At 49.8% G+C, this 26,914-nt stretch carries 24 protein-coding genes; 9 read left to right on the top strand and 15 right to left on the bottom strand.

From position 1 onward, the window contains the following. Positions 1-58 precede the first annotated feature (58 nt). Complete coding sequence (locus BFC17_RS04210; protein ID WP_175439525.1) at positions 59-2,434, bottom strand: TonB-dependent receptor; 2,376 nt, start codon at positions 2,432-2,434, stop codon at positions 59-61. A gap of 290 nt (positions 2,435-2,724) precedes the next feature. On the opposite strand from BFC17_RS04210, the gene BFC17_RS04205 reads away from it, so the two are divergent. Both BFC17_RS04205 and BFC17_RS04200 read left to right on the top strand, forming a co-directional pair. Beyond that, positions 2,725-3,630, top strand: coding sequence for a LysR substrate-binding domain-containing protein (locus tag BFC17_RS04205; RefSeq protein WP_070175208.1), 906 nt, complete (start codon positions 2,725-2,727; stop codon positions 3,628-3,630). Further along, complete coding sequence (locus BFC17_RS04200) at positions 3,630-4,445, top strand: LuxR C-terminal-related transcriptional regulator (protein ID WP_070175207.1); 816 nt, start codon at positions 3,630-3,632, stop codon at positions 4,443-4,445. The genes BFC17_RS04205 and BFC17_RS04200 overlap by 1 nt, the downstream gene beginning before the upstream one ends. A 6-nt stretch (positions 4,446-4,451) precedes the next feature. Here the strand turns inward: BFC17_RS04200 and BFC17_RS04195 are convergent, their stop codons facing one another. Continuing rightward, positions 4,452-5,351 carry a LysR family transcriptional regulator gene (locus BFC17_RS04195; RefSeq protein WP_229681014.1) on the bottom strand — a complete coding sequence of 300 codons (900 nt, stop codon included), beginning with the start codon at positions 5,349-5,351 and terminating at the stop codon, positions 4,452-4,454. Positions 5,352-5,499: 148 nt separating this feature from the next. Between BFC17_RS04195 and BFC17_RS04190 the strand changes: the two genes are divergently transcribed. Further along, positions 5,500-6,942: an NAD-dependent succinate-semialdehyde dehydrogenase gene (locus BFC17_RS04190; RefSeq protein WP_070175205.1), complete on the top strand. Its 1,443-nt coding sequence runs from the start codon at positions 5,500-5,502 to the stop codon at positions 6,940-6,942. Position 6,943: 1 nt separating this feature from the next. Continuing rightward, entirely contained in the window at positions 6,944-8,230 is a 1,287-nt protein-coding gene (gabT, locus tag BFC17_RS04185; protein ID WP_070175204.1) for a 4-aminobutyrate--2-oxoglutarate transaminase, read from the top strand. Between the two features lie 76 nt (positions 8,231-8,306). On the opposite strand, the gene BFC17_RS04180 is transcribed toward gabT, so the two are convergent. Both BFC17_RS04180 and BFC17_RS04175 read right to left on the bottom strand, forming a co-directional pair. Further along, the gene (locus BFC17_RS04180) at positions 8,307-8,753 is read right to left on the bottom strand and encodes a cupin domain-containing protein (protein WP_070175203.1); all 447 of its coding nucleotides are present in this window, start codon (positions 8,751-8,753) and stop codon (positions 8,307-8,309) included. A 120-nt stretch (positions 8,754-8,873) separates the two neighbouring features. After that, positions 8,874-9,428: a recombinase family protein gene (locus BFC17_RS04175; protein ID WP_070175202.1), complete on the bottom strand. Its 555-nt coding sequence runs from the start codon at positions 9,426-9,428 to the stop codon at positions 8,874-8,876. Positions 9,429-9,599: 171 nt separating this feature from the next. Here BFC17_RS04175 and BFC17_RS04170 point away from each other — a divergent pair, with 171 nt between their 5' ends. Together BFC17_RS04170 and BFC17_RS04165 are read left to right on the top strand one after the other, a co-directional pair. Then, positions 9,600-10,295 (top strand): response regulator transcription factor, encoded by a 696-nt coding sequence (locus BFC17_RS04170; protein WP_070175201.1) that lies wholly within the window; start codon positions 9,600-9,602, stop codon positions 10,293-10,295. Continuing rightward, positions 10,285-11,481 (top strand): sensor histidine kinase, encoded by a 1,197-nt coding sequence (locus BFC17_RS04165; RefSeq protein WP_070175200.1) that lies wholly within the window; start codon positions 10,285-10,287, stop codon positions 11,479-11,481. Before BFC17_RS04170 ends, BFC17_RS04165 begins: the two co-directional genes overlap by 11 nt. Here the strand turns inward: BFC17_RS04165 and BFC17_RS04160 are convergent. The 5 genes from BFC17_RS04160 to BFC17_RS04140 form a co-directional block, all read right to left on the bottom strand. After that, on the bottom strand, positions 11,467-12,114 hold the full coding sequence (locus BFC17_RS04160; RefSeq protein WP_070175199.1) for a hypothetical protein: 648 nt from the start codon (positions 12,112-12,114) through the stop codon (positions 11,467-11,469). The two genes, BFC17_RS04165 and BFC17_RS04160, sit on opposite strands and share 15 nt — an antisense overlap. 103 nt (positions 12,115-12,217) lie before the next feature. Beyond that, complete coding sequence (locus tag BFC17_RS04155; RefSeq protein ID WP_070175198.1) at positions 12,218-13,363, bottom strand: alpha-hydroxy acid oxidase; 1,146 nt, start codon at positions 13,361-13,363, stop codon at positions 12,218-12,220. A 166-nt stretch (positions 13,364-13,529) separates the two neighbouring features. Further along, positions 13,530-14,552 carry an amidohydrolase family protein gene (locus BFC17_RS04150; RefSeq protein WP_070175197.1) on the bottom strand — a complete coding sequence of 341 codons (1,023 nt, stop codon included), beginning with the start codon at positions 14,550-14,552 and terminating at the stop codon, positions 13,530-13,532. Positions 14,553-14,580: 28 nt separating this feature from the next. Continuing rightward, entirely contained in the window at positions 14,581-15,669 is a 1,089-nt protein-coding gene (locus BFC17_RS04145) for a 4-oxalomesaconate tautomerase (protein WP_229681012.1), read from the bottom strand. Continuing rightward, positions 15,666-16,367, bottom strand: coding sequence for a 4-carboxy-4-hydroxy-2-oxoadipate aldolase/oxaloacetate decarboxylase (locus tag BFC17_RS04140; protein WP_070175196.1), 702 nt, complete (start codon positions 16,365-16,367; stop codon positions 15,666-15,668). The genes BFC17_RS04145 and BFC17_RS04140 overlap by 4 nt, the downstream gene beginning before the upstream one ends. A 130-nt stretch (positions 16,368-16,497) precedes the next feature. On the opposite strand from BFC17_RS04140, the gene BFC17_RS04135 reads away from it, so the two are divergent. Beyond that, positions 16,498-17,685 carry a LysR family transcriptional regulator gene (locus BFC17_RS04135; protein ID WP_070175195.1) on the top strand — a complete coding sequence of 396 codons (1,188 nt, stop codon included), beginning with the start codon at positions 16,498-16,500 and terminating at the stop codon, positions 17,683-17,685. A 118-nt stretch (positions 17,686-17,803) separates the two neighbouring features. Next, positions 17,804-18,313, top strand: coding sequence for a hypothetical protein (locus BFC17_RS04130; protein WP_070175194.1), 510 nt, complete (start codon positions 17,804-17,806; stop codon positions 18,311-18,313). Between the two features lie 52 nt (positions 18,314-18,365). Here the strand turns inward: BFC17_RS04130 and BFC17_RS04125 are convergent, their stop codons facing one another. The 4 genes from BFC17_RS04125 to BFC17_RS04110 all read right to left on the bottom strand — a co-directional run bounded on the left by BFC17_RS04125 (position 18,366) and on the right by BFC17_RS04110 (position 22,527). Then, the gene (locus tag BFC17_RS04125) at positions 18,366-19,358 is read right to left on the bottom strand and encodes an aldo/keto reductase (RefSeq protein ID WP_070175193.1); all 993 of its coding nucleotides are present in this window, start codon (positions 19,356-19,358) and stop codon (positions 18,366-18,368) included. Between the two features lie 31 nt (positions 19,359-19,389). Further along, entirely contained in the window at positions 19,390-20,334 is a 945-nt protein-coding gene (locus BFC17_RS04120; protein WP_070175435.1) for a Gfo/Idh/MocA family oxidoreductase, read from the bottom strand. Positions 20,335-20,385: 51 nt separating this feature from the next. Then, positions 20,386-21,279: an amidohydrolase family protein gene (locus BFC17_RS04115; protein ID WP_070175192.1), complete on the bottom strand. Its 894-nt coding sequence runs from the start codon at positions 21,277-21,279 to the stop codon at positions 20,386-20,388. A 363-nt stretch (positions 21,280-21,642) separates the two neighbouring features. After that, positions 21,643-22,527, bottom strand: coding sequence for a helix-turn-helix domain-containing protein (locus tag BFC17_RS04110; RefSeq protein WP_070175191.1), 885 nt, complete (start codon positions 22,525-22,527; stop codon positions 21,643-21,645). A 163-nt stretch (positions 22,528-22,690) separates the two neighbouring features. Here BFC17_RS04110 and pobA point away from each other — a divergent pair, with 163 nt between their 5' ends. Beyond that, complete coding sequence (gene pobA / locus BFC17_RS04105) at positions 22,691-23,899, top strand: 4-hydroxybenzoate 3-monooxygenase (RefSeq protein ID WP_070175190.1); 1,209 nt, start codon at positions 22,691-22,693, stop codon at positions 23,897-23,899. Between the two features lie 13 nt (positions 23,900-23,912). On the opposite strand, the gene BFC17_RS04100 is transcribed toward pobA, so the two are convergent. Beyond that, entirely contained in the window at positions 23,913-24,455 is a 543-nt protein-coding gene (locus BFC17_RS04100) for a DUF1285 domain-containing protein (RefSeq protein ID WP_070175189.1), read from the bottom strand. 85 nt (positions 24,456-24,540) lie between these two features. After that, positions 24,541-26,913: an alpha-L-rhamnosidase-related protein gene (locus tag BFC17_RS04095; protein WP_070175188.1), complete on the bottom strand. Its 2,373-nt coding sequence runs from the start codon at positions 26,911-26,913 to the stop codon at positions 24,541-24,543. Position 26,914 lies beyond the last annotated feature (1 nt).

The following is a 26,914-nucleotide window of genomic DNA, read 5'->3' as shown; positions in this document are numbered from 1 at the left end:
TAACAAAGGTAGAGGTCAGACTGATCCCAGGCTGGGATCAGTCTCGCTCTTTATTGAATCAGAAAGAATAACTTGCGGACAAACCAATAGTACGAGGACGTACACGGTAGGCTGGGTCAGCAAGCTGATCTGGGTACTGCAGACCAAACTTCTCGCCTGAATAGACTTCGTCGCTGGCACTGCTGGTCATGTCATCACGGTTAGCCAGGTTGTCGGCGAAAATGCGTACTGACCAGTCGTCCTTACTAAAGACGACCGAGGCATTTAACAGTAGTGAACTGCTAATGCTGTCAGCATTACGCTCATCGTACCCTGTTATGAAACTGCCTTTGTAGGACAAACCTAAGCGGCTGCTTACTGAAATACCATCCATAAACTCGGTGCTATGTAATAAGCTGGCAGTAACGGTATGCTTCGGTACACCCGGCATAACATCGCCTGCACTGGCTACCATAGCCTGTGATTCCTCACCGTTAGCCACGTTAGGACGATAGAAGTCTTTGGTCAGCTCGGCGATGGTATAGCTCCAACCCAGGTTCAGCTTGAGTGAGTCAGTTAACAGCGCATTAATCTCTACTTCCGCGCCCTTAGATTCTGCTTCATCCGCATTGAACATAATGGGGAAACCACCATTTGGCGTAGAGAAGTTGAGAATTGGATCCTGCCAGTCGATGTAGAACACAGCAACCGAGTAGTTCAGTTCGCCATCCAGCAGCATGCCTTTGGTACCCACTTCATAGTTAGTGGTTTTATCCGGGTTAAAGTACAGATAATCCGGGTGCTCCGCATACACTCCACCTTCTACCAGCTCAGTCGATAAATCATCAACCGGCGCACCATTGGCACCACCATGACGGAAACCCTGGGCAATGTTGAAGTAAACCTTGGTATCTAAATCAACATCATAAGAAGTGTTTAAGCGATAAAGCGTATCCGTAAAGTTACGCTCACCTTCACCCGAGCTATAACCCAAAGCGCCTTCACCACAATATGGCCCACAAGGCGGTAAAATGACCGACTGGAACGCATAGAAATCCTGATCGAAGTATCGCAGACCACCAGTTACCTGCCAGTCGTCGCTGATGTGATAGGTTAATTCACCAAACACAGCGCGGTCGGTAAACTCTGTCGCCTGTACGTTACGGTAGCCCAGGTCAGGGGCCGCCGGGTTAACCATGCCGTAGAAGATATCCACGCCATAGATGTAATCGTCTGCAGTTTCATCGTAGTCCTGGTCAGCATAGTAACCACCAGCGAGCCAATCGATACTATCCAGAGAACCGGTAATGCGTACTTCCTGAGTAAAGGTATCCGTTTTGTAGCTCTTGATGCCGCGAACAACTTCACGCGGTACACCTGCGTAGTACTGCCAGAAATTCTGGTATGAATAACCATAACTCTGGTCGTGCATGTTTTCGGCTTCGTTTGACGTAAACGAGGTAGAAGAGGTCAGCATAGCCGAATCACCCAGCTCATGTTCGATAACCAGCGATGTAATAGATACTTCACGCTCGAAATCACCGATCATCTTGGCACCGGTATTATAGCCTTCAAGACCTTCTGATGTCGCTGTAGAGCCTTTGATTTCGTCCTTCTGATAAGCATGGCTTAACAAGATATCGGTTTCAGCACTGGGTACCCAGCGAGCTGCTATACGCGCCATCATCACATCTTCTTCGTTGATGTCTGTGCGCGAGAAGACTTCACCAGTAGGCTGATTATTTTCGTCCAGACCTTCCAGGTAATCAGCGTCGATGTAACCTGCATTGTGCAGTTTAGCCACCACACCACGAACGGCAAACGTATCTGATAGCGGTATATTAAGCACGATATCACTGTCAAAATCGGTGCCGTCAGACTCTGCATTTTGAGCAACTTTGCCAGTTACAGTGCCACTGAATTCGTCGAACTGGGGCTTGTTCGGAATATAACGTAACGTCCCGCTTAAAGAACCTGAGCCATACAGCGTAGATTGCGGTCCGCGTAACACCTCAACGCGGTTAATGTCGCGAATTTCCAGGTTGGCCGACATAGGGGTCTCGCCCAGATAAACAGATACAGCCGGGTCTGTTTTAGAACCAAAGTTTTCAGAACCCGCTGCATTAGCATTAATACCACGAATAAAGATACCGTTAGAGATACCATTTTTGCCGCGGCCTACATCATTAAGCGTCAAACCAGGGATATTGCGTGCCAGGGTGGAGAAATCCGTAATCCCATTCTCTTCCAGTGAATCACCACCATAAGCAGAAATACTATAAGGGACTTCCTGGATAGTCGTTTCACGACGTGTCGCCGTAACACTGATCACTTCCAGACTATTTTTTTCTTTTGCTTCACTTGCATCGCTTGGCGTACTCTGGGCCAGGGAACACAAAGGTAATCCCAGCAACGCACAACCGATGGCGACATTCACTTTACTCAGCTTCAACATTTTTTGCTTCCCGTTAATACTGTAAGAATTATTTAACTTTATTGTTGTAGTTTTCTCATTTGGCAAATTCATACTAGCCTCGCTGTTAATTTCCCTTCAAACGATCAAAACTTGTAATACCATTCCAAAATGGAATGGCATGACCAAAGCAATGAGAGCAGACCAGCGAAACCAACAATAGCCAGTGAGGTTGCCGGAGTTCGTGCTATGCTATTAAGTTATCCAGCATTAACACCCGTTCGCTGAACCGCTGCATGTTCGGTTAGCAAAGAAGAGAGGTTTTTTTCGCCATGGCCAGAAAACTGCCAAGTATTACTTCTTTACAGTGTTTCGATGAAGTCGCACGCCATCTCAATATGACCTATGCCGGAGATGCACTACACCTAACCCAGAGTGCAGTAAGCCGGCAGGTAAAAAATCTCGAAGAGTTTATCGGCCGCCCACTGTTTTATCGTCACGACAATCAGTTAAGTCTGACGCCAGTTGGCGAACAATACGCGCTCGAAGTTCACAAAATACTTAAAAACCTGGACGCGATTACGCAAAAAATATCGCTGAATGAAGTCTCTAAAAAAGCGGTGGAGCTAAAGGTAGTAACCGAACCCACCTTTGCTATTGCCTGGCTGATGCCCCGCTTAACCGAGTTTTACATTGCCTATCCGGATATCGAAATCACTTTGGGTACCGACTACGAGACCGTTACCCGTAATACCCGTAAAAGTGATTTTGCCATATTGTGGGGCAGCGGCGACTGGCCACATTACAAAGCTGAACCCTATCGCAGTGATACCTATCTGGCGGTAAGCACACCGCGCTACATGAAAGGTCGGCAACCCGCCCGGACCATGCGCGACGTCACTCAATTTAACTTTATCCACCAAAGCAGTGCTATCTCCACTACCGATGAATGGTTACGAAAAGCCGGTTTAACTGATAAAGAAATTTCCCAGATGGGTGGGCAAAACTTTGAATACTTTATGTATTTGCTACAAGCGGTGAAAAGTCATTTAGGCGTATCCATTTTCCCGGAGTACCTGGTAAAAGACAGTCTGGCATCCGGCGAACTGATCCTTGCCTGTTACGAAACCTACGTGCCGGATGAGTGTTTTTACATGCTGTACCCGGAAGAACGGCAGGAAGACTATGCCATTCGCCAGTTTCGTAAATGGCTTCTCACGCACAAAGATGATCGCTAATGACTAGCTTACCAACGGCTTCCAACTCCCAACAGCTCCACGACCAGCTGCCAGCAGTGATCGAAACCCTCGACTCTACCGGATTCTACCCTGCGCTGATCAACTGGTTATGCCGTTTTTTTCCGGTCGACAGTGTGTCGGTCATTGCCTATTCCGAGGCACACCCCCCGAAGCTATTGTTTGAAGCGCTCACCGAACAAGAACGGGAAATCTTTTTTGCCCGCTTTATGGATGGCACCTATGTAGCTAGCCCATCCTATCGCGGCGTGATGGAAAACTACGCGCCCGGCGCCTATTTGTGGCCCGAACTCATGCCCGATGATTTTCGCGAATCCGACCTGTACAAATCCTACTATCAGGCCAGTCAGATTGAAGATTTAGCCTATGTGTTCTGCGTACCTGCGCCAGGCGTGCATATTCAGATTGGCTTAGGGCGGCACTATCCCAACCCAAAATTCAGCCAAAGCGATATCGCCAACCTGTATCAGCTTGAAGCGCTGGTCAGATCCCTGGTAGATAAACACTATAAGCTGACCGGCAGCGACGATCCGCCAGATTCGGTCGTACTGTCTCGCCATGTTACTGAACGGGTAAAGCAGGTACTGAATAATTTTGGTGCCGATATTCTTACCCAGCGGGAAAAAGACATCGCCAAGCTGATTATCTCTGGCTACTCGTCGCAGGCAGCTGCAGAGAAGCTGTGTATCTCACCAGGCACTGAAAGGGTTCATCGGGCGAAAGTTTACGCCAAGCTAAATCTGCGCTCTAACTCTGAACTGTTTTCGTTGTTTTTAAATCATCTCACAGAGCTCTAGGAGCCATTAATCTGAGTCGGCTGCGCTGTCTCGGATCTCAGGGTAAGCCCTGGCACACTTATCCAGCAGCTCCGCAAACAGCGTCACTTTTTTCGGTTCAGCTGGCACTTCCTTGTGTACCACAGACTGAGAAAAGTTATAAAAATAGCGCTTTGCCGATAACACGCGAAAGGTGCCGGCATTGAGTTCTTCCTCAAAATAGCTTTGCGGCAGATAGCCAATAAATTTACCGGAAGCAATTAACGCTTTACGCGAATCAAACTGATAGGCAGTAGCCCCAGGATTGAGCTTTTTTACCTGCGCCCGACCAGCCTGGCTAATTTCCACCCCGGGCACTACAGCCGGAAACTGCTGCAGGGTCAGATCGTTAATGTCCTGCTCGTTAGTGTCAAAGAGCGGATGTTGTTCGCTGCAACACAAAAAAATTTGTTCATCAAAAGCCGGTTTATAGCGCAGTCCGGCCATACGCCGATAATCAGGAAACAACCCCACATGGGCCTTATCTTTTATTAACGCCCGTTCGATATTTTCTATTCGATCGCCATCTACCGAAATGCGCAATTCCGGGGCTTTTTCGTTAATTAATGCCACCACACTCGCCAGCAACTGGCTACGGGTTTGGTCGAGTATGTCTGAATGCAGAATGACCAGGCTGCCGCTAACCTGCTGACTCAACTGCGACACCGAATTAGAAAAATCACTCAACGCATCAAACAAGGTAAGCGATGCCTGATACACCTGACGACCATCAGGAGTTAGCACAAAACCGCCCCGTCCACGCTGACAAAGGGTCAGTCGAAGCCGGGTTTCGAGGTTATTCATGTGAATACTAATGGTCGAACGTGTCAGGCCCAGCTCATTCTCGGCTGCAGCGAAGCCGCCGTTCTCCACCACAGATTTGAACACATTCAACAACTTAATATCGTACTCGGTAATTATACGTCCAGCGATTTTCATAAGTTTTATATAATCAAACTTTAGGTTTAATGTTTGGTATTTAACATAGTTAAAAGCCCTGATTCAATAGCTGAAAGATAGTTAATCAGGTGAAATTATGAAAGAGAACGTAGCAGCATTGTTTCAGCCTGGCTCATTTATTAATGGCCAGTGGCTGTCAGGCGATGACCGTTTTGCGGTTATTAACAAAGCGACCGGAGAAACACTTGCTGAAGTAGCCAGTGCCGGTGCAACTGAAATGCAACAAGCTATAGACGCTGCGAAGCAGGCGTTTGCCGGTTGGTCAGCGACCCCAGCGGTTACCCGCGGGCAGTTGCTTCGCAAATGGTTTACCCTGATGACTGAACGCAGCGATGAGCTGGCCGAATTACTTACCCTGGAACAAGGTAAACCTCTGGCCGAAGCCAAAGGCGAAATTGCCTACGGTGCCGGCTACATCGAATGGTTTGCCGAAGAAGCTCGTCGTATTGACGGCGATGTGTTACCAGCCAACAGTGCTGCGCAGCGCATCTATGTTACTCGCCAGCCTGTGGGCGTAGTGGGTGCGATTACGCCGTGGAACTTCCCTAATGCCATGATCACGCGTAAAGCCGCCGCCGCCCTGGCTGCCGGGTGTACTTTTGTGGTGAAACCAGCGAGTGAAACGCCGTTGTCAGCATTAGCGCTGGCCGCCCTGGCAAAAGAAGCCGGTATTCCTGACGGTGTGATTAACGTAGTAGTAGGCACCAGTTCCCGTGAACTGGGCGGCGTTTTAACCCAATCGCCTGATGTTGCTAAGTTTTCTTTTACTGGTTCTACCCAAGTCGGAAAAGTACTAACGGCAGACTGTACCAGCACCATGAAACGCGTAAGTATGGAACTGGGCGGTAATGCGCCGTTTATCGTGTTTGATGACGCCGATATCGATGCCGCCGTTGCCGGTGCAATGGTATCTAAATTCCGTAACGCCGGACAAACCTGTGTATGTGCCAACCGCTTTATCATTCACGAAGACGTGCAGGCAGAGTTTGTCGAAAAGCTGCTGGCTAAAGTGGCCGACCTTAAAGTGGGTAACGGTATGGATGAGGGCACCACCATTGGCCCATTAATTAATGAAGGTGCTGCCAAAAATGTCCACCAACTGGTTTGTGCAGCAACTGCACAAGGCGCTGTGCTAAACACCGGTGGTGAATGGGACGGTGCTAGTTTTTATCCACCGACAGTACTGACTAATGTCACGCCGGAGATGGATATCGTCAGTGAAGAGATTTTCGGTCCGGTGGTCACGGTGCTGACATTTAAAGACGATGCTGAAGCTATCGCGCTGGCCAACGCCACAGAATATGGCCTGGCAAGCTATTTTTATTCACAAAACATCAGCCGTATTCACCGCGTTGCCGATGCATTGCAATTTGGCATGGTTGGTATCAACGAAGGGGCTATTTCTAATCCGGCAGCGCCATTTGGCGGTGTTAAAGAGTCTGGCTACGGCCGGGAAGGTTCAAAATATGGTCTGGATGATTATTCGTTCATCCAATACCGGTGCTTAGGAGGTATTTAATATGTCAAACAACGAACAACTACAGGCCAGAAAAAACGCTGCTATCGCCAGCGGCCAGGGTACACTCTACCCGGCCTACATAGAACACGCTAAAAATTCAGAATTATGGGATGTCGACGGCAATCGCTATATCGATTTTGGCGCTGGTATTGCGGTGTGTAACACCGGTCATGCCCATCCTAAACTGGTAAAGGCCGTTAGTGAGCAAATGGCGAAATTCAGCCATACCTGCGTTATGGTTAACCCCTACGAATCAGCCGTGGTACTGGCAGAAAAGCTAAACGCTATCGCCCCGGGTGATACGCCTAAAAAGACCGTCTTTATCAGTACCGGTGCCGAAGCGGTAGAAAACGCCGTAAAAATTGCCCGCGCTTATACTGGCCGCCGCGGTGTAATTGCCTTTAACGGTGGTTTTCATGGTCGTACCAACCTGACCATGGGTTTAACTGGCAAAATTACGCCATACAAAGACAAATTCGGCCCCTTCCCGGGCGAAATTTTTCATGTGCCTTTCCCGATCCCAATGCATGGCGTCACCGAGAAAGATTCACTCAAAGCGATTAAAAACCTGTTTAAAGTTGACATTGCTCCAGCCGATGTGGCCGCGCTGATCATCGAGCCTATCCAGGGTGAAGGTGGTTTTTACGAAGCCAGCCCGGCGTTTTTACAAGCCCTGCGTGAGCTGTGCGACGAGCACGGTATCGTGCTGATTTGTGACGAGATCCAATCCGGCTTTGCGCGTACCGGCAAAATGTTCTGTACCGAATATGCGGGCATTGAACCTGATTTAATGACCATGGCCAAAGGGATTGCCGGTGGTGTGCCACTGTCAGCGGTAGTGGGTAAGCAACACATCATGGATGCCTCGCCGGTGGGCGGTTTAGGCGGTACCTATGGCGGCTCTCCGCTGGCAACTGCAGCGGCCCTGGCGGTACTTGATGTCATCGAAGAAGAAAAGCTGATTTCCCGAGCCCAGTTCATTGAGAGTCAGTTCCGCGAAACACTGGGTCAGCTGGAAGCCGAATTCCCTCAGCTAATTGGCGATATTCGCGGTAAAGGTGCCATGATGGCGCTGGAACTGGTAGTGGATGGCGATGCCGATCAGCCTAACGTTGATCTGACCAAAGCGATTATCGGTGAAGCCATGAGTCATGGCCTGGTGCTGCTGGCCTGTGGTTTCTACGGTAACGTTATTCGATTCCTGCCACCACTGACTATTGATGATGCGACACTGGCTGAAGGCTTAAACACCTTTGTTGCGTTATTTAAAAAAGTCGCAACCAAATAACCCTGTCACGTTAAAAGCAATCGCCCGTCTGAGTGGCGATTGCTTTTTTACCATGATTTCCCACAGACCACTACTATCAAATACACAATGTCGCACCGTGCTGCGAGAAGATTTGATGCACTCTATCCAATTCTTCCGGACTGGAGTTTTTTAAGAACGTACTCAGGGAGCGGAACAGATCCAGCGCCTGACTGCCAGGCCCGGTAAACTCAATCATCTTGACGCCATTGACGCCAGACTGAAAGGCATGCACCTGATGCTCGGGAATATAGACCATGGCGCCGGCCTCAAAGTGGTAGCCGTTTTCATTCAGCATAAAATCAACCGACCCACTAATCACATAAAAGGTTTCTGACCAGGGATGGCTATGAGGCGGCGGACCGAAGCCGCTTTTTTCGCTCTCCTGCACGGTTACCGATTGCTCGTCACCTTGACCGGCATCACTCATAACATTTATCACGCCGCCCAATATATCGATAGATTCTGTTGGCACGGTATCCCGCAAAATAATTGCCTTATGCATTTTATCCCCCTGAACAGCCACAGCATTGCAAAGCATTCTGTTCAGTATAGAAGGGGTTTTTATCTGCCCACAAATGCAATTAACAATTATCTAACAGTCGGGCACACCGGTAGAGCCGAACTAACCTTCGGAACGCTGCGCAGCAAGGTATTTATAGAGGGTAGATTCGCCAATATTGAGCGCTTTGGCCACGTCTTTTTTCTTCATACCTTTGGCCAGGAGTTTGTTGGCTTTAGTAATAATCGTCGCTGGCAGCGCCTTCCGGCCCTTGTACTTACCTTTGGCCCTGGCTTTGGCAATGCCTATAGCCTGACGATCGATTAACAAATCCTTATCCATGCGTGCTGCACCAGCAATAAGGGCAAAGATATTGATGGCCGGACTGCCCACTGTTTCCAGGTTATCAACGATAAGCATAACGCCCTGACGTTCCAGTTCGGCGCTGACAGCGGCAACCGCCCGGATACTCCGTCCCAGACGCGAGACATCATGAATAATCAGCCGATCACCCCGGCGGAGTCGTTTCAGCAGCCGGTTTAGCTTGGGTTTTTGACCAGGATCGACATTAGGCTCACGAACAACAATGTCGTAAGGGTATTTGTTGATTAAAGCTTGCGCCTGGTCGTCAACGTCCTGTTTTTCAGTACTACTGCCAACGTATAAGTAGGTGGTCACGCGCTGTTTGCATAGGAATAAACTATGAACAAAATGATAGTAAAAACAATATTGAATACAAGCAATAAAAGACAGGATCGTAAAATTCTTATGCTTTCACCCCCTTTTGACCGTTGCCAGCGTACCTTAAGCAAAACATACTAGGGCTTGCAATCAACAGGACGCTGATCAGTGGCAAAATCTATTTCTGTTTTATTAGTCGAAGACAATCTCGCTATCGCTAAACAAGTGGTTAATTTTCTTGAAGGCCATGGCTGGCAGGTCGATTTTGCCGCCACCGGAAAACAAGGTGTGCAACAGGCATTAAACGGGCAGTTTGATGTGATGATCCTCGACCTTAATTTACCTGACATCGACGGACTGGAAGTGTGTAAGCAGGTAAAATCGCAAACCCTCAGGGTATTGCCGGTATTAATGCTAACGGCCAGAGATGCTTTTACCGACAAAGCCAAAGGGTTCGGCCAGGGCGCCGACGATTACCTCACCAAACCATTTGATCTGCGCGAACTCGCACTGCGCTGCGAAGCCCTTGCGCGTCGTCCCCAGCTGCATACCGACACCTCGGTTAGCGAAGGAGGTTTAAGTATGGATACCCGGGCCATGACCGTGAGCTGGCAGGATACACCACTGGCCGTCACCGGCATTGGGTTTAAAATTCTGCATAAACTGTTGAGTGATTACCCTTACCCGGTGAGTCGTTCTGATTTAATCAGTCACATCTGGGCCGATGAACCACCCGAAAGTAACGCGCTGAAATCGCACATGTATACCCTGCGCAAAACCCTGGAAAAGGCCAGCGGACAACCTTTGCTGCATACCATAAGCAATGTCGGCTATCAGTTAAAAGGACTGGATAATGATGTTTAGGGGGATACAGGCGCAGCTATTTATTGCGTTTGGTACTCTGGTGTTAATTATCAGCTTGTTTTACACCCGCCTGAGTATGCTGTTTATCGAGGTAACTCAGGATATTGTTGCCTCACATTTGCTGGCCATGGAAATCGACCATCTGCAACAAAGCTGGTTGCAGGAGCACAGCCTGCAAGTCACCTCACCGGCTTATCAACTGGTTGGGGCGAACAGCGACTTACCAGCCAAACTGACTCCCAGCACCTATAGTAATGATGTATTTAATGTCGCAGGCCAGGAAAACACCTACTACCAACCCTTTGCCCTGACAGACATGCCAGCACAGGGCGTGATTGTCAGTGCCAATGAGCTGCTGCCACTGAGTGACTTTGCCACAATCTACAGCGTGTTTTTGCTCAGTGTGTCGGTAGCGGCGATTATTCTGGCCATATTAAGTACCTGGTTTCTGGCGTCCCGGCTGGCCAAGCCAATACAGCAACTGGCGCTGGCCATTCGCGAGCAATCGCCCGATACACCTTGTAATATCAGCGGCGACAACCGTCAGGATGAAATTGGCGAGCTCGCCAGTGCGTATAAGAATACTTATTCTGAGTTGCAGGAAGCATGGCAGCGCGAGCGCGACTTTACCCATGATGTCAGCCATGAGCTTCGCACCCCCATTACACTGCTAAAAAACACCCTGACCCTGAATCCTGATGTCATACCTGATCCGTCAGAACGCCAGTTAATTGAGCAGGCAACCAACACGTTACAGCAAACGGTTGAAGTATTGCTGGCCCTGGCTAGAAAAGAAAACCTGCAGTTTACACCGGTTAAAATAATGCCCATTCTTGAAAAGCAGTTGCTGGCGCTGTATCAGCTTTATCCCACGCAAGCGTTTGCCGCAGAGATTGATTTACCCGATAACTTTACCATGCCGGGCAATGCCTACCTGATCACGCTACTGTGCCAGAACCTGATTAATAATGGCTTTTATCATGGCGGCGGCGCGGGCATTCATATTTATCTGCATGAAGATAAACTGGTATTTGAAAATCCACTGACAGACACTCCATCGCGCCCGTACTATCAGGGCCTCGGCCATGGTCAGTACCTGGTGCAACGCATTGCCAGTGTGATGGGATGGCAGATTGATATCCAGCAAACGGACACTCACTACCGGGTGTGTCTAGGTTGGCAGTAAGCGTACTTTTTGGCGCAGTAACAAACTGCCCAGCCAGCAAAACCACAGGATTTGCAGCACACCAAACACGCCGCCCACCGCCGCAAAGGGAGGGTACAAGGTAAACAGCCCGGTAATACCAACAATGCCGCCATACACGCTAAGCTGCCGGGACACTACGCGGTGGTAATACAAACTCAGATTAATCATTACCATCCAAATCCCGCCAATCCATTCCACGCCATCGCCAAGGCCCGTCTGAATGGCAAAAATTGCCGGCCACGCCTGCTCTATTTGCGTTGCAGACTGGTGCAGCAGATATTCGATGGTGAGCACAGAAATAAAACCAATAGCAAATACGTAGGCAGCCCACACATACCCGATAAGTGCGCCAATCAGCTGTAACTGACCGGATGCTTCGGCCGGCGGTAAATATAAACTGCGGTTAAGCAGTAACAGGGCTATGCCAAACAGCACAAAAATAATCAGGTACCAGCTTTGAATCAGCCGGGGCTGGGCCAGGATCGCCTGCAAGCGTTCATCGCCGTTAACATGGATGTCCGGCATCACAAACAGTATCATGGTAAAACCAATGACGAAACACATTGCACAAACCAGGGCAGCAATGCCACCCAGGCGAAACCGGGAGTCCATTTGAGTTTCTTCAAGCCTTAACGGATAAAGGCCCCAACATAGCATTTTTCAGGGTGCTCAAGAATGGCATCAGGCTACTGACCGACCACTATTTTGTAACAGATTATCTAAAACGCACGTGGTTTCGATTAAGTTCGCTGACCTTACTACAGCCCATCAGCCGCATATCGCGTTCAAGTTCGGCCACCATTAGTTGCATAGCCCGCTCCACTCCGGGCTGTCCTGCCGCGGCCAGCGCATACAGATAATAGCGGCCCAAGCCAACGGCCTTTGCGCCCAGCGCCAGTGCTTTAAGGACATGAGTGCCGCGCTGAATGCCACTGTCGAAAATCACGTCTATTTTGTCACCCACGGCATCCACAATTTCGGCCAGATGATCAAAGGAACTCCGTGAGCCATCCAACTGCCGGCCACCGTGATTAGAGATGACAATGCCAGTACAACCAATATCCACCGCCCGGCGGGCATCGTCGGTGCTCATAATGCCTTTAAGGCAAAACTGGCCGTCCCAGAATTTAACCATGTCTTCCACATCTTTCCAGTTCATCGAAGGGTCGAGCATGTTGGTAAAATAATCGCCTATGGAGCTGCTGCCACCGCCCATGTCGATATGGGCATCGAGCTGAGGCAGGGAAAATTTTTCGTGAGTGAGATAGTTAATCCCCCAGGCGGGGCGGGTGGCAAATTGCCACAGGCCGGCCAGGTTGAGTTTAAAGGGGATAGAAAAGCCGGTGCGCAAATCACGCTCGCGGTTACCGCCGGTAATCGAATCCACCGTGAGCATCATCACCTGAATACCCGACTCCTTGGCCCGCTCCATCATGGCGCGGTTTAAGCCCCGGTCTTTATGAAAATAAAACTGATAGACCTGGGGGGTGTCGAACTGCCGTGCGATTTCTTCCATGCTCACTGTGCCCAGCGAAGAAACACCAAACATAGTGCCGTATTTTTCTGCCGCGGCGGCGACTGCCCGTTCTCCCTGATGATGAAACAAGCGCTGAAGCGCAGTGGGTGACAGATACACCGGTAGCTTCAGTTTTTGGCCCATCACCTCTACGCTGAGGTCAATGTCCTGTACCCCGGTTAAAACCCGTGGGATAAGGTCGCAATCGGCAAAGGCCGCGCTGTTTCTCCGCAGCGTGGCTTCATCATCCGCACCACCATCAATGTAGTTAAAAATAGGCCCTGGCAGGCGTTTTTGCGCCAGTTTTCTGAAATCGTGGAAGTTAAAACACTGATTTAATCGCATCTGTCAGTTCACTCGTCACATGGGTATTCGGGTTCAGCTTACCTCAAAAAAGCTAACATTGAATCCGGGATCAGTTGAGTAACCAACAAAGCGCGCAGAACGGCTAAGAACAAAGATAAAAAAGGGCATGCCAGTGGGTCGTATCAGCATGCCCCAGGCTGAGGGATCAGCCTATGCCAAGATCGTTTAATTTTTTATCCAGTCGCGGATAAACACGACGAGCATTACCAGAGTAAATTTGTTTACGCTGGGCGTCAGTTAAATCCAAAGCGTCGACGTAGCGCTTAGTATCATCAAAGTAGTAGCCGGTTTCCGGATCGATTCCACGAACGGCACCAATCATTTCAGAGCCGAACAGAATGTTGTCCAGATCGATAACTTCGAACAACAAATCGATACCAGGCTGGTGATACACGCAGGTGTCAAAATACACATTCTTCATTACGTGTTCGCGCAGCGGTGGTTGTTTAAGCATATCGGCCAGGCCGCGATAGCGCCCCCAGTGATACGGCACCGCACCACCACCATGAGGAATGATAAAACGCAGTTCCGGGAAATCTTTAAACAGATTGCCCTCTAAAAACTGCATAAATGCGGTGGTGTCGGCATTCATGTAATGCGCGCCGGTAGCATGGAAGTTCTCGTTACAGGAACCGGATACGTGGATCATCGCCGGTACATCCAGCTCTACCATTTTCTCGTAGAAGGGATACCAGCTTTTATCGGTTAGCGGCTTGGAGGTCCAGTGACCGCCGGAAGGATCCGGGTTTAAGTTACATCCCACAAATCCCAGCTCGTTGACGCAGCGTTCCAGTTCGGCCACGGAATTCTTAATCGGTACACCCGGCGACTGCGGCAGCTGACACACGCCAATAAAGTGCTGAGGGTACAGGTCAACCACACGTGCAATCAAATCGTTACAGGCACTGGTCCACTGTTTGGATACGGCTTCGTCACCTACATGGTGGGCCATAGCCGACGCACGCGGCGAGAAAATGGTCATGTCCGAACCGCGTTCAATTAACAGGCGCAGCTGGTTTTTTTCAATACTTTCCTGAATTTGCTCATCGCTGATATGCGGCACTTCTGGCAGTGCTTTGCCGTCTTTATAGGCTTTTAACTGTGCTTCCCGGAACAACTGTAAAGGCTCCGGTGCGGTAGTGTAATGTCCATGGCAATCAATAATCATAATTAAAGCCTTTTCCTGTTAAGTCGAATTAGTTATTTAGGAATGCTTTGTCGGGGATCATCACTTCCCCGCGCATTAGCAAACGCGCTGTGCGTAACAATGCAGCGCGACGAATGTTAATTGTGTCAGGCGAATCAGCCCCGTCGACATCCATTGCCACGGTAAACTGGCCGGTAGGATGTTCAATATCCAGCGCATCAAAGTTGCTGCTGGCAGACAAATATTCGCTTCCCACCGCCCCTTTAATTACACAGGCTGTGGCGACACTCACCGAACCAAGTACCCCGATAGCATCGTGCACCCGATGCGGAATAAACGAACGGGTATTTACCAGCCCGCCTTTCAGCGGCGCTGATAGCAGGGTCATCTTAGGTACGGTTTTGCTGGTCACATCACCCAAATTCATTTTCTCACCGGCCTGCAGGCGGATAGCTTCTACTTTCTGCTTCAACCCGGTCATGCTTTCAAGCTGATCGGGTGTTTCGTTACCGCTAATACCAAAGTCACTGGCCTGCATTACCACTACCGGCATACCGTTATCGATACAGGTTACGGTTACGCCGTCAAAGCTATCAGTGATATTGCCGGTAGGCAGTAAGGCACCGCAGCTTGAACCGGCGATATCCAGAAAGTCGATTAACACCGGCGCTGCGCCACCGGGCACGCCGTCAATCTCGGCATCGCCTTCGTATACGGCTTTACCGTCTTTCACCTGCACCTGAGCCACTGCCAGCGCCCCGGTATTAACCATATGAATCCGTACGTCAGTCACGCCGTCCCGGGCAGGAACCAGTCCTTCGTCAATGGCAAAAGGGCCAACACCAGCCAGAATATTGCCGCAATTTTGCGCGTCGCTGACCACCGCTTTATCAACCACCACCTGTAAAAACAGATAGTCGACGTCGGCATCATCACGCTCCGACGGGCAGACAATCGCGACTTTGCTGGTGAGCGGATGTGCGCCACCAACACCGTCAATCTGACGACTGTCCGGAGAGCCCATCGCTGCCAGTAACACCTGGTCTCTTATTGCTGGCTCAGCCGGCAAATCCTTAGCCTGAAAGTAAAGTCCTTTGGACGTACCGCCACGCATCAGGCTACAGCGAATGGCTTTCACGCTTTACCGCCCGTATGTTCTTCGTAGGTTACGTAGCGTAGTCCTTTTGCGGCCAGACGCTCACGCATGTTGTATATATCCAGACCCAGTTCACCATTGGCTAGTCTCACACGTTTGGACTCTTCATTCGCCACGCGCTTAAGCACATTTTCGTGCACTTCATCGGCTTCCTCGCGGGCAACCACGACTACACCGTCTTCATCTGCCACAACCATATCACCCGGGTTAACCAGCGCCCCGGCACACACCACCGGAACGTTAACGCTGGCGATGGTTTCTTTTACTGTACCCTGGGAATAAATCGCTTTGGACCAGACCGGAAAGCCGATTTCCTCAAGAGTTGCGGTATCACGTACACCACCAGCAATTACCAGGCCCTGCACGCCGCGGGCTTTTAATGAGGTCGCCAGTAAGTCACCAAAAAAGCCATCGATACAGTCACTGGTAGGCACTACCACCAGCACGTCACCCGCTTTACATTGTTCTACGGCGACGTGAATCATCCAGTTATCACCGGGGGCTACCTGACAGGTAACAGCAGGACCGGCAATTTTGGCCGGCTTATAAATAGGACGCATATATTCCGCCATCAGCCCTTTACGGCCCTGCGCTTCATGTACGGTAGCCACTTCGGCCCCTGCATAGTTTTTAATTGTTTGCTCTGACGGGCGCGGGCACCCGGTAACACATACCGCCATATTTGCCTCAAATACATTCAAATTCTGATACTGTCAGTATGCGTGCAGATAACCAAAAATTCCGTTTAGAAAGATGTAAAAATCCATTAGGATTTTCTATAATGAATTTAAATCCTCAAGGAAGACCGTCATGCAATTCAATATCAGGCATTTATTTTGCGCTCTCGAAATCCGCAAGCATGCTAATCTTTCCGAGGCAGCACGTCATGTTCACCTAACCCAGTCGGCACTCACACAAAGCATTCGAAAACTGGAAAAGTCCATTGGCGTTGCGTTGTTTACACGAGCCACAACGGGCATGTTTGTTACCCCGGAAGGAGAGATATTTTTAAATCGCTTTGAACGGGGCTTTGCTTACATCGAAAATTTTGCCAATACACTGTTTAATGCCGACCGGTCTGCCCGGCTGATGTTTTTGCGCGGTATCAGCGCCCGTCAGCTGGCCGCCCTGATACAAGTTGTTGAGCACCAGAGCTATACGGCCGCATCCCGGGTAATGGGGTTAACCCAGCCAACCCTGCACCGCACCATAAAAGAACTGGAAACCCTGTGTTGCCAGAATTTGTTTACCCGCTCGCCCACCGGAGTTGAAGGCACCTGGCGCGCACGACAGTTAAGTCGTCATGCCGGACTCTATTTTGCCGAATTACAACAGGGTCTTGATGAACTTCAGGAACTCGCGGGCTCGGGGCATGGCTCGTTAAGGATCGGCAGTTTACCCCTCACCCGTACGCGTATTATTCCTAATGCGGTTTTAAAACTTACCGAGCTGGCACCGCAGGCTTACATAAGTATTGTAGACGGCCCCTATGAAGAACAGCTGCACGCCCTGCTGCATGGCCAGATTGATATTCTGGTGGGCGCGTTACGATTTCCGCCCCTGAGCGACGAAATTACCCAACATCACCTGTTTAACGATAACCTGTCACTGGTGTTTCGCCATGGCCATCCTATGGCAACGCAATCAAGCCTAAGCGAGGCTGACTGGTCATCATTACAATGGATAGTGCCGAAAACCGGCACACCGGCCCGGGCAATTTTTGGCGAGCTGTTTAGCAATATGCAGCTACCGGCCCCTACCGATATTATCGAATGCAGCTCACTGGTAGCCACCCGCGCGTTACTCATCAACAGCGATCGCGCTGCGTTATTACCCGCCCGCCAGGTTGAGGTAGATGTACAGGCCGGCTTGCTGGCCGTGAGCCCGCTGGACCTTGGCGATCCTGTCAGGAAGATAGGTTATACCCTGCGCAAAGGCTGGACTCCTACCCGCTTACAGGCAAGCTTTCTGACCATTCTGGAACAGTCAACGCGATAAGCTGGCTGTCGCCAGCTATTAAATTTATCGATACACCTAACACAACAATCAATTGGTTTAATAACAGCTGCTTTATTAAATTTACATCTGGTTAACGTAAATTTAATAAGGATTGTATATGCATGCGCAACAGCCTGTTAGTGGCTACATCAAAAGGGAAACCTGTATCGGCCTGGTTATTAACGCTTTATTTAGTCTGCTGTTTGTCTGGCTTATTTTTGGCGGCCAGGCCGACGTTAGCCTGACCGGTGAACAGGGCCTGATAATCGACAGCATTCCGCAGGGACTGGCCATTGGCTTACTGGGCTCATTTTTCCCGTCAATGCTGACCCGTAAAAGACTCGCCGCAGGCGCTATTCATCCACCCGCAAATGTTCGCACGCCATCAGCATTGCCTCAGCTACCCTTTCTACGCGCACTGATTTTTGCGCTTATTTCAGCTTTGGTCTCATTGGGGCTGTTTACTTTGCTGAGTGTAGTCAGCGGGTTAGCCGCCATTAGCTTTATTCAGGCGCTTGTAATAAAGGTATTCTGGGGGGCGTTACTCGGTGGCGCAGTCTCTAATATTGCCCTGCGTTTTGCATTGCGGGACTATGCCAGCAAACCTCAACAGGCAGCTTTGGCATAATAAAAAGCCCGTCATCAGTAAACTGAGACGGGCTTAACTCTATATAGGTAGCTTATTCGTCAGCAAATACTTCGGTATCAATATCAGCTTGAGCACCCGCGCCATAACGCGCGCCCTTTACGGTACTGCGATTAACCAGTTCATCCGCCCTGGTCAGTAATTCCGGCGCTAACGTCAGGCCACTGGCTTTAATATCCTCAAGCAAATGGGCTTCGCTGCTGGTACCGGGCAAAGCATGAATATGTTCACCCTGTGCCAACACCCAGGCCATGGCCAGCTGAGCAGGCGTAATCCCGGCACCTTTAGCCAGCTCTGCAAATTCATCATATAACGCCTGATTGGCCAGCCAGTTTTCGCCCTGAAAACGCGGCATCCCTTTGCGAATATCCCCTTCGCCCATGGTCGCCGGATCGACACCACCAGCCAGATAACCCCGGGCCAGCGGGCTAAACGCTACAAAATCTGTGCCAAGCTCTTTACAAGCATCAAGCACCGCGATTTCAGCGTTGCGGGTCCATAAAGAGTACTCGGTTTGCAGCGCGGCAATCGGGTACTCCGCATGCGCTTTTCTTAAGGTGTCCGCCGATACTTCTGACAAGCCCACCGCACCGATTTTACCGGCTTTAACCATATCTCCCAGCGTGCCCACACTTTCTTCTACCGGCACATTCGGATCGATACGATGCAAATAGTACAGGTCGATATGGTCAGTTTGCAGGCTGGTCAATGCATTATCCAACGTTGCCTTAATGGCATCAGGATGACCATCAATAGTACGTTTGCCATTAAGGCCAACCATCCCGCATTTACTGGCCAGAAAAATGTCCTGACGAAAGCCTTTAATCGCCTCACCCACTTTTTTCTCATTTGCACCAAAGCCATACAGGGCAGCGGTATCAAAATGGGTAATGCCAGCCTCAAAAGCCGTGCTAAGAAGACGGTTAGCCGTCGCCTGATCCACTTTTTTTGCATAGGCGTGGTCAAGGTTCATGCATCCCAGACCAATCTCTGAGACCATGCGACCGGCCAGCTTACGTTGCAACATAATGCTTATCCTTTATTTACTGTGTAGCAGATTACTGCGCAGCTAATTGCTGCTCCAGTTCGTACAGTACACGATAGCAATCAAATACCTTGGCCACACTGCTGTTAGGCTCACGACCTTCATTAATCGCCGCAACAAATTCGCGATCCTGCAGCTCAATACCATTCATGGACACATCGACCTGAGAAACATCGATAGCATTTTCACGGCCATCTACCAAATCGTCGTAACGGGCAATATAAGTACCGTTATCACAGATATAGCGGAAAAATGTGCCGAGCGGACCATCATTGTTAAACGACAGGGACAGCGTACAAATAGCGCCGTTTTCCGCCAGTAGCTGTATCGACATATCCATCGCAATGCCCAGTTCAGGATGCACAGGCCCCTGAATAGCATTGGCTTTTACCACTTTGCTGCCAGCCTGATAGGCAAACAAATCCACCGTGTGCGCAGCATGGTGCCACAGCAGGTGATCGGTCCACGAGCGCGGCTCACCTTTAGCGTTAATGTTTTTACGGCGGAAGAAGTAAGTTTGTACATCCATTTGCTGGATGTTCAGCTCGCCCGCTGTAATTTTATTATGCACATACTGGTGCGAAGGGTTAAAGCGGCGGGTATGGCCAACCATACAAATTTTGCCGGTTTCTTCCTGCACCTTTAATACTTCCTGAGAATCTTCCCAGCTGTCTGCCAGCGGAATTTCCACCTGGACATGCTTACCCGCCTTCATACAGGCAATGGCCTGCGCCGCGTGCATTTGCGTTGGCGTGCACAGAATAACGGCATCGGCGTCGCTTTCTAACGCAGCTTCCAGCGTGGTGTAAACATTTGCAATGCCATATTCATCGGCAACCGCCTGGGCTTTCTCAGCGTTACGGCCTACCAGACCGGTAACCTCAACACCATCAATATTCTTCAGACCATCTAAATGTTTGATGCCAAATGCACCAGGTCCTACGACAACAATCTTCATAAAAACTCCCGTCTCTTTCTGACCGGCAGCCATAGCTGCCAGCACGCTGTTTTAATCCGCCCAGTAAAGGCGCATAGGGTTATCAATCAATAATTTACGCTGCAATTCTTCGGTTGGCGCAATTTTCGGGATCATGTCCACCAAGTGGCCATCATCCGGCATGTGCGATTTCATGTTAGGGTGAGGCCAGTCTGTTCCCCACAGTACCCGCTCAGGGAAACGCTCGACCACAGTACGTGCAAACGGCACCACATCGGCATAACCGCCTGATGGGCCGACCTGAGAAATACGCTCAGGGCAACTTACCTTGCTCCAGAAGTTTTCGTTTTCTTCCAGCAGTTTTAAAAACAACGCAAACTCAGGACCGTCGACTGGCTTTGCAACATCGGGACGGCCCATGTGGTCTACCACTACCGTGGTGGGTAACGCGGTAAAGAAATCATACAGTTCCGGCAGTTCCTGAGCTTCAAAGTAAATCACGATATGCCAGCCAAAGGGTTTGATTTTTTCCGCAATGGTAGAGAGCGAATCAAATGGCAGGGCATCCACCAGACGTTTAACAAAGTTAAAGCGAACACCACGAACGCCGGCATCATGTAAGGCCTGCAGTTCTTCGCTGGTAATATCCTGAGTAACGGTAGCGACACCGCGGGCAAGACCATTGGAATGATTCAGGGCATCCACCAGCGCGCGGTTATCTGCGCCATGACAGGTTGCCTGCACAATAACATTGCGACTAAAACCCAGATAGTCACGCAGCGCCCACAACTGATCTTTAGAAGCGTCACAAGGGGTGTACTTACGCTGCGGCGCAAAAGGAAACTCGTCGCCTGGCCCAAACACATGGCAGTGGGCATCCACGGCTCCTTCCGGCACCTTAAACGTGGGAACTGAAGGTGATTGATGCCAGTGTAACCAGTCAGCATCCACTACAAACTTGCTCATGTCCTGCTCCTAAATTATGTTGCCTGTTATGCCTGTTGGGTTGGCAACGAATGTCTGCACACGCTACAACGCGGTTGTACGATTTTCAGGCACAGATAAAAAAGTACAATTCAAAGATTAAAATATACAATTCAAGCCGCTGTAATCATCGCGAATAACGCTATTTTTTTATTGCTCTAGTATGCGTTACTCTGTGCCACCGTGCAGTTTAGAAAACTGCCAAAGGTCATTATTTTTTTCTATAAATAAAAAACCAAAACCAAATAAAAAACACCGCAACCGCGCTTTCAAACCCATTAGATACAGCGCGTTCAAGTGAATAACCCATTACCTTACATAAGTGTAAGGCAATTAGTGTTATCGTTATTTTCTTTTTTTAGTGCGAAACTCCCCAGCCGTTACGCCTTCCATTTGCTTAAAGAACCGGCAAAAGTAGCCCGTATCCTTAAAGCCCAGTGTCAGGGCGATTTCATCCAGGGTTTGCTGGGTATAAATAAGACGACGTCGCGCTTCGCTTATCAAACGCTGATGTACCAGTCGTTTGGGCGTTTGCGACAGCTGTTGACGACAAATTCGGCTCAGGGTAGACACCGATACAAACAATTTTTCGGCGTATTCATCAACGGTAAGATGATCCTGGAAATGCTTGTCTATCAGCTCTCTGAAGCCAAGTAATATTCGATTTTCACGCCCAGAAGGGCCATTTTGTATGGTAACCAGCTGACGCTGCCGGGCAATGGTAATCAGCAGTAACTTCAGCAATAGCATTATGGTGGTGGTTGCGCCAGGATCTGAGATCTTCATTTCATCCGATAACATCATTAAATAGTTAAGATAACGATCCGCCTGTCGCTGGCTCCGGAACTCAATGGTTTGCGGTAACCATACCAGCTGATTAAAGGCACTGATGTCTTCACCCACGTCCATATTGCTAATGACATCTGCATTGATTGACAGCACAAATCCTTTGGTATTCGGCGCAAAATGAAAACCATGAACCACTCCCGGCGGTAGGGTTACCACCCAATTACCACTAAGCTGATAAACGTTATCATCCATCTGAACTTGCCACTTGCTGTCGAAGGCACAAATAATCTGCGCCAAATGGGCATGACGGTGAGGCTTTATTTCCCAGCCGAGATCGGCGCTGCGTGACTCAATATCTTCAAGGTGTACATAATCCGGCTTAAGCCGCAAAAACGATTCACCATACAGATCATAAAATGGAATTTGCTTTTGTGTCGTCACCCTGGCCTACCTCAGGAAGTAACATTGCAATTACTTGCCCGGACAAAAAATTAACATATGATTAAAAAGTACAACAATTCAACACGGAAGTGAATAACAATTATTGCCCGCCTCAATAATCATAGGGACAACAACAGAGAACTGAATTGAGGGAATTACCATTATGAACGTTAAAACCAAAGTCGCTATTATTGGCGCAGGCCCTTCAGGTCTGCTACTTGGTCAACTGCTACACAAAGCCGGTATCGACAACATCATTGTGGAACGAGTGAGTCCGGACTATGTTTTAGGTCGTATTCGCGCAGGTATTCTGGAACAGGGATTTGTTGATTTAGTTCGTGAAGCCGGTGTACACGAGCGCATGGATAAAGAAGGTCATGTGCATGATGGCTTTGACATTGCCTATTACGGCAAGCGCTACCGTATTGACCTTAACAAACTTACCGAAGGCAGCACAGTAATGTGTTATGGCCAGACCGAAATTACCCGCGACCTGATGGAAGCACGCAGTGCCAGCGGTCTCAACAGTTACTATGAAAGTGAAAAAGTAGAGCTGCATAATGTGGAAAGTGACTCACCACAGGTAACATTTATTAAAGATGGTCAAACCATTACTATTGACTGCGATTATATTGCAGGTTGCGACGGTTTCCATGGGGTGTCACGACAAACCATTCCGGCCGACAAGCGCACCGAACATGAAAGAATTTATCCTTTCGGTTGGCTCGGCGTGCTGGCCGATGTACCGCCGGTGAGTGATGAACTGATTTATTGTAAAACTGAACGGGGCTTTGCCTTAGCCAGTATGCGTTCTTCAACCCGTTCCCGTTATTATTTGCAGGTACCCCTAACCGACAAAGTAGAAGAATGGTCAGACGAAGCGTTTTGGGATGAGCTGAAAAAGCGCCTGCCTGAGGACAGTCTTAAAAACCTTACCACAGGGCCAAGTATCGAAAAGTCTATTGCTCCATTACGTAGTTTTGTGTGCGAACCTATGCAACTTGGCAATCTGTTCCTGGTGGGTGATGCCGCCCACATTGTGCCGCCAACCGGTGCCAAGGGTCTTAACCTGGCCGCCTCAGATGTATATACACTGAATAAATTGCTGCAAAAACGCTTCAACGATAATGACCTTAACGCACCGCTTCGTTATTCAGAAATTGCACTTCGTCGTGTATGGCACGGTGAGCGTTTCTCCTGGTGGATGAGTAATATGCTGCACGACTTTGACCAGACCGAAGTTAACGGCATGGACAAAGCCACGTTTGATCGCTTTATGCAGTCAGAACTGGACTTTTTCCTGAATCACGAAGAAGGACAGAAAGTAATTGCACGCCAGTACGTGGGCATGCCTTACGAAGAAATTAACTAGCGCCGGGAGCCAGCTATAGCTGGCCTAAACTAAACCGCGATTTACCACTGGTGATCACAAGATGTTCGAGCCCGTCTATAATGGCGGGCTCGGCTATATCTACCCATTGATAGTAAACGTTACGATGAACCAGCGCCTGAAGCCCACGGTGTAAGGTGACATAAGGGCGCGGTTGCTCAGGATTGCTGTGATCTACTACCAGTGGATGGGTTTCAGACAACACCGCAACATGACCTAAATTAGATATCACCTCAATGGCCGGACCGTCGTCGGTGTCATGGCGCTGCCAGCCGGTAATCACAAAAGGCGCATCCTCAACCTTAATGCGCACCTTTTCTGCCGGGGTTTTTAAAAAGAACTCATCGCCTTCTTTTATCAATACACCAGCAAACAGTTTAACCAGCTTTTCCCTGCCGATGGGGCTGCCCATATACCACCAGCTACCATCAGCCTTAATGGTCATGTCGATATCACCACAAAACGGCGGATGCCATTTCTCGAAGGGCGGCGCTGCGCCAAGATCTTCTATTTGTGCTGTCAGCGTAGTTAAATCCATAGCGTTGCTTACCTGCTGTCACTTACTGGTTATATCGCTTATACCGCTGAGTATAGTAATTGCGCCCCACCCTGTCATCCGTGCCTTAATCAAACGCCAGCGTATTCTCGCCACTCACCAGGGGCACCGATTGACCCTGCCAGTGAAATGCGCCCGTTAGCCCGGCCGGCAAGGTGATGGTGCCGGTCAGGCCTGACTCATTGTGTCGCTGTAACGCCACGTTTATCATACCCAGTGGGTGCGGCATAGTGCCGCTGGCGCGGGTCAGCTCACCTAAATTCGGCGCGATACTAACCTTACTAAAACCGGGCGCACTGCTGCGGACGCCGAGTACAATACTGAGTAACCCGTAATTAGGATGCGCCGCCCAGGCATGCGAGTCTGAGCGCGTTGGGTCCGGGTTTTCCGGGGTGGTTGTCAGCCCCAGCGCCAGCATCTCCTGCCACGGGGCAAGCTGCTTAATATACTCATCCCCCAAGCCTGACTTATACAGGGCTTCAAACAAATAAAACTGATAGTAATAGGTCGCCTTGGCCAGATTGGGCTTATCCAGTATTTTGCGCATCAGCGCCGGTTGCGCTGGCGGGTCAATAGCACTGGTAAGAATAGCCATAATGTTAGTTTGCTGACTGAATACCTGCTCACCGGGTTGGTCGGCATACATGCCTGCTGCACTATCCCAACTGTGTTGGTTAACCGCCGCAATCAGTTGCTTGGCCAGTGCCGCATACTCCTGCCCCTGTCCGGCCACGCCAAACCCGGCTTCCAGCTCCGCCGCCTGTTGTAACGCATAAGCAAACTGTAAGGTAATTAACGTTGAGCCGCCGGCTAATCCGCCGGGCGGAATACCGCGCTGCCACTGCGGCACCCAATCCATAAATGGCCACCACTCAATGGGGCCCAGTAAACCATCGGCTCGCAGTCGCGCACTGAACCAACTGAAAATGTTACGGATCTCCGGCAGAAATTGTTGCAGCCAGGCCTCGTCGCCCCGTTGCATCCAGTAATCATGCACCATCATTACCCACACCAGCGAAAACGGCGGGATAAACTGGTCCATTGAAGACGGGTATCTGCTTGCCGTAAGCCCTTCGGCACTCATGGAATTAGCAAATTGCAATAACGCCTGACGGAACAGACGGTCGTCACCATCCATATACAGGGTTAGCAGTGACTGAATGCGGGTATCGCCGGTGTACTGTAGCTGCTCGTAATAGGGCGTATCAAAGTAGGCATCAAAGGCACATAAGCGCATGGTGCGCCAGTTCATGTCCCACATATCATCAAGCCAGTTAACATCGGCCGCAAATTCGGCCTTTAATGCAAGCGGGTAGGCAGTAAATACGCCGTGCAGATCATTAATTATCAGCGGCTCGCTTTGGGTGGTAACGGTTAACTGCACATAACGATAAGTACGAAACCACAGGGTCTGAAAAGACTCTTCAGCCAGTCCCGCAGGATAGATTTTATCGGTCAGACCATGAATCGTCTTATCTTTAATCTCGTTACGATTGCCTTTACTGCCGTCGGTATATTTAAGCGACTCGGCGTAGGTCAGTGAAACTTCGCTACCAACCCCCCGTGACGTATTCAGCGTGGTGTAAGCATTGGTAAGATGGGACTGGTCGAGCAACAGGGTAGCCGTGGTATTAGCGGGGATAGTCAGCGCGGTTTTGCCACTGATAAAGTCTGTCGGTACCTCTACACCACTGCTACGGCGCACGCTGGCAAAACGCACCGGCTTTTCTTCCATCTGCGGCAGTAAATGCTCCGTTAACTGCCAGCCAACGGCAACGCCAAAGGCCGAGTCGCCCTTGTTGGCTACCGGTAAACGCAGCGCAACGGCCGATTGCCAACTGCGGTCATCAAAACCAGGCTGCTGCCAGCCCTGAGGGATACCGGCACCATAAATAGTCTCTCCCGGGGAGGCCGCGTAATAACCGCCAACCTCGCGCCCCGACACCGGTATAAAAGCATAATCATTGTTTTGATAAACCTTCCAGGCGGCATTTGTGTTAACCAGTTCTGCTGCGTCGTTGAGTCCTTCCAGCAACAACCCGGTTTGCAAGGAGAACTGGGCCACAGGCTTTAAACTCCCCCAGTTCCACACCTGCACCGCCAGAGTGTTTTTGCCGCTATGCAGATAAGGCGCTAAATCAAACTTATCAAACCGCCAGTGGTTAATATCGGCTCGTTCCGGGCCTGCCCCTACCGCATTGCCATTAACAAACAAGCGATAACGATTATCCGCAGTAATGCGTACAGGCAACGTATCGGGAACCTCACTAAGCATTACCGAGCGGCGAAAATACAGCACTGCGGCGCTCGCATCGTTTACCCCTTCGGCAGATATCCAGCGGGCGGATGCGGTATTTTGCTGCTGAGCACTCACCCCCAGGGAGGTTAAAATCAACCCGCAAAACCAAATCACGCTGAGGGTTATACGTTTCCTGAACATC

This window comes from Marisediminitalea lipolytica (assembly GCF_001758465.1).
Lineage (GTDB): Bacteria > Pseudomonadota > Gammaproteobacteria > Enterobacterales > Alteromonadaceae > Alteromonas > Alteromonas lipolytica.
The sequence above is the reverse complement of the archived record's forward strand: the minus strand, read 5'-3'. Positions and strand labels throughout refer to the sequence as shown.

Excerpts from the sequence above, each read along its gene's own strand:
- BFC17_RS04135 (WP_070175195.1), top strand. The coding sequence starts at position 16,498 with ATGCAATTCAATATCAGGCATTTATTTTGCGCTCTCGAAATCCGCAAG.
- gabT (WP_070175204.1), top strand. The coding sequence starts at position 6,944 with ATGTCAAACAACGAACAACTACAGGCCAGAAAAAACGCTGCTATCGCC.
- BFC17_RS04180 (WP_070175203.1), bottom strand. The coding sequence starts at position 8,753 with ATGCATAAGGCAATTATTTTGCGGGATACCGTGCCAACAGAATCTATC.
- BFC17_RS04115 (WP_070175192.1), bottom strand. The coding sequence starts at position 21,279 with ATGAGCAAGTTTGTAGTGGATGCTGACTGGTTACACTGGCATCAATCA.
- BFC17_RS04125 (WP_070175193.1), bottom strand. The coding sequence starts at position 19,358 with ATGTTGCAACGTAAGCTGGCCGGTCGCATGGTCTCAGAGATTGGTCTG.
- BFC17_RS04100 (WP_070175189.1), bottom strand. The coding sequence starts at position 24,455 with ATGGATTTAACTACGCTGACAGCACAAATAGAAGATCTTGGCGCAGCG.
- BFC17_RS04095 (WP_070175188.1), bottom strand. The coding sequence starts at position 26,913 with ATGTTCAGGAAACGTATAACCCTCAGCGTGATTTGGTTTTGCGGGTTG.
- pobA (WP_070175190.1), top strand. The coding sequence starts at position 22,691 with ATGAACGTTAAAACCAAAGTCGCTATTATTGGCGCAGGCCCTTCAGGT.
- BFC17_RS04160 (WP_070175199.1), bottom strand. The coding sequence starts at position 12,114 with ATGGACTCCCGGTTTCGCCTGGGTGGCATTGCTGCCCTGGTTTGTGCA.
- BFC17_RS04150 (WP_070175197.1), bottom strand. The coding sequence starts at position 14,552 with ATGATTATTGATTGCCATGGACATTACACTACCGCACCGGAGCCTTTA.
- BFC17_RS04210 (WP_175439525.1), bottom strand. The coding sequence starts at position 2,434 with ATGTTGAAGCTGAGTAAAGTGAATGTCGCCATCGGTTGTGCGTTGCTG.
- BFC17_RS04165 (WP_070175200.1), top strand. The coding sequence starts at position 10,285 with ATGATGTTTAGGGGGATACAGGCGCAGCTATTTATTGCGTTTGGTACT.
- BFC17_RS04120 (WP_070175435.1), bottom strand. The coding sequence starts at position 20,334 with ATGAAGATTGTTGTCGTAGGACCTGGTGCATTTGGCATCAAACATTTA.
- BFC17_RS04140 (WP_070175196.1), bottom strand. The coding sequence starts at position 16,367 with ATGGCGGTATGTGTTACCGGGTGCCCGCGCCCGTCAGAGCAAACAATT.
- BFC17_RS04200 (WP_070175207.1), top strand. The coding sequence starts at position 3,630 with ATGACTAGCTTACCAACGGCTTCCAACTCCCAACAGCTCCACGACCAG.
- BFC17_RS04130 (WP_070175194.1), top strand. The coding sequence starts at position 17,804 with ATGCATGCGCAACAGCCTGTTAGTGGCTACATCAAAAGGGAAACCTGT.
- BFC17_RS04190 (WP_070175205.1), top strand. The coding sequence starts at position 5,500 with ATGAAAGAGAACGTAGCAGCATTGTTTCAGCCTGGCTCATTTATTAAT.
- BFC17_RS04155 (WP_070175198.1), bottom strand. The coding sequence starts at position 13,363 with ATGCGATTAAATCAGTGTTTTAACTTCCACGATTTCAGAAAACTGGCG.
- BFC17_RS04205 (WP_070175208.1), top strand. The coding sequence starts at position 2,725 with ATGGCCAGAAAACTGCCAAGTATTACTTCTTTACAGTGTTTCGATGAA.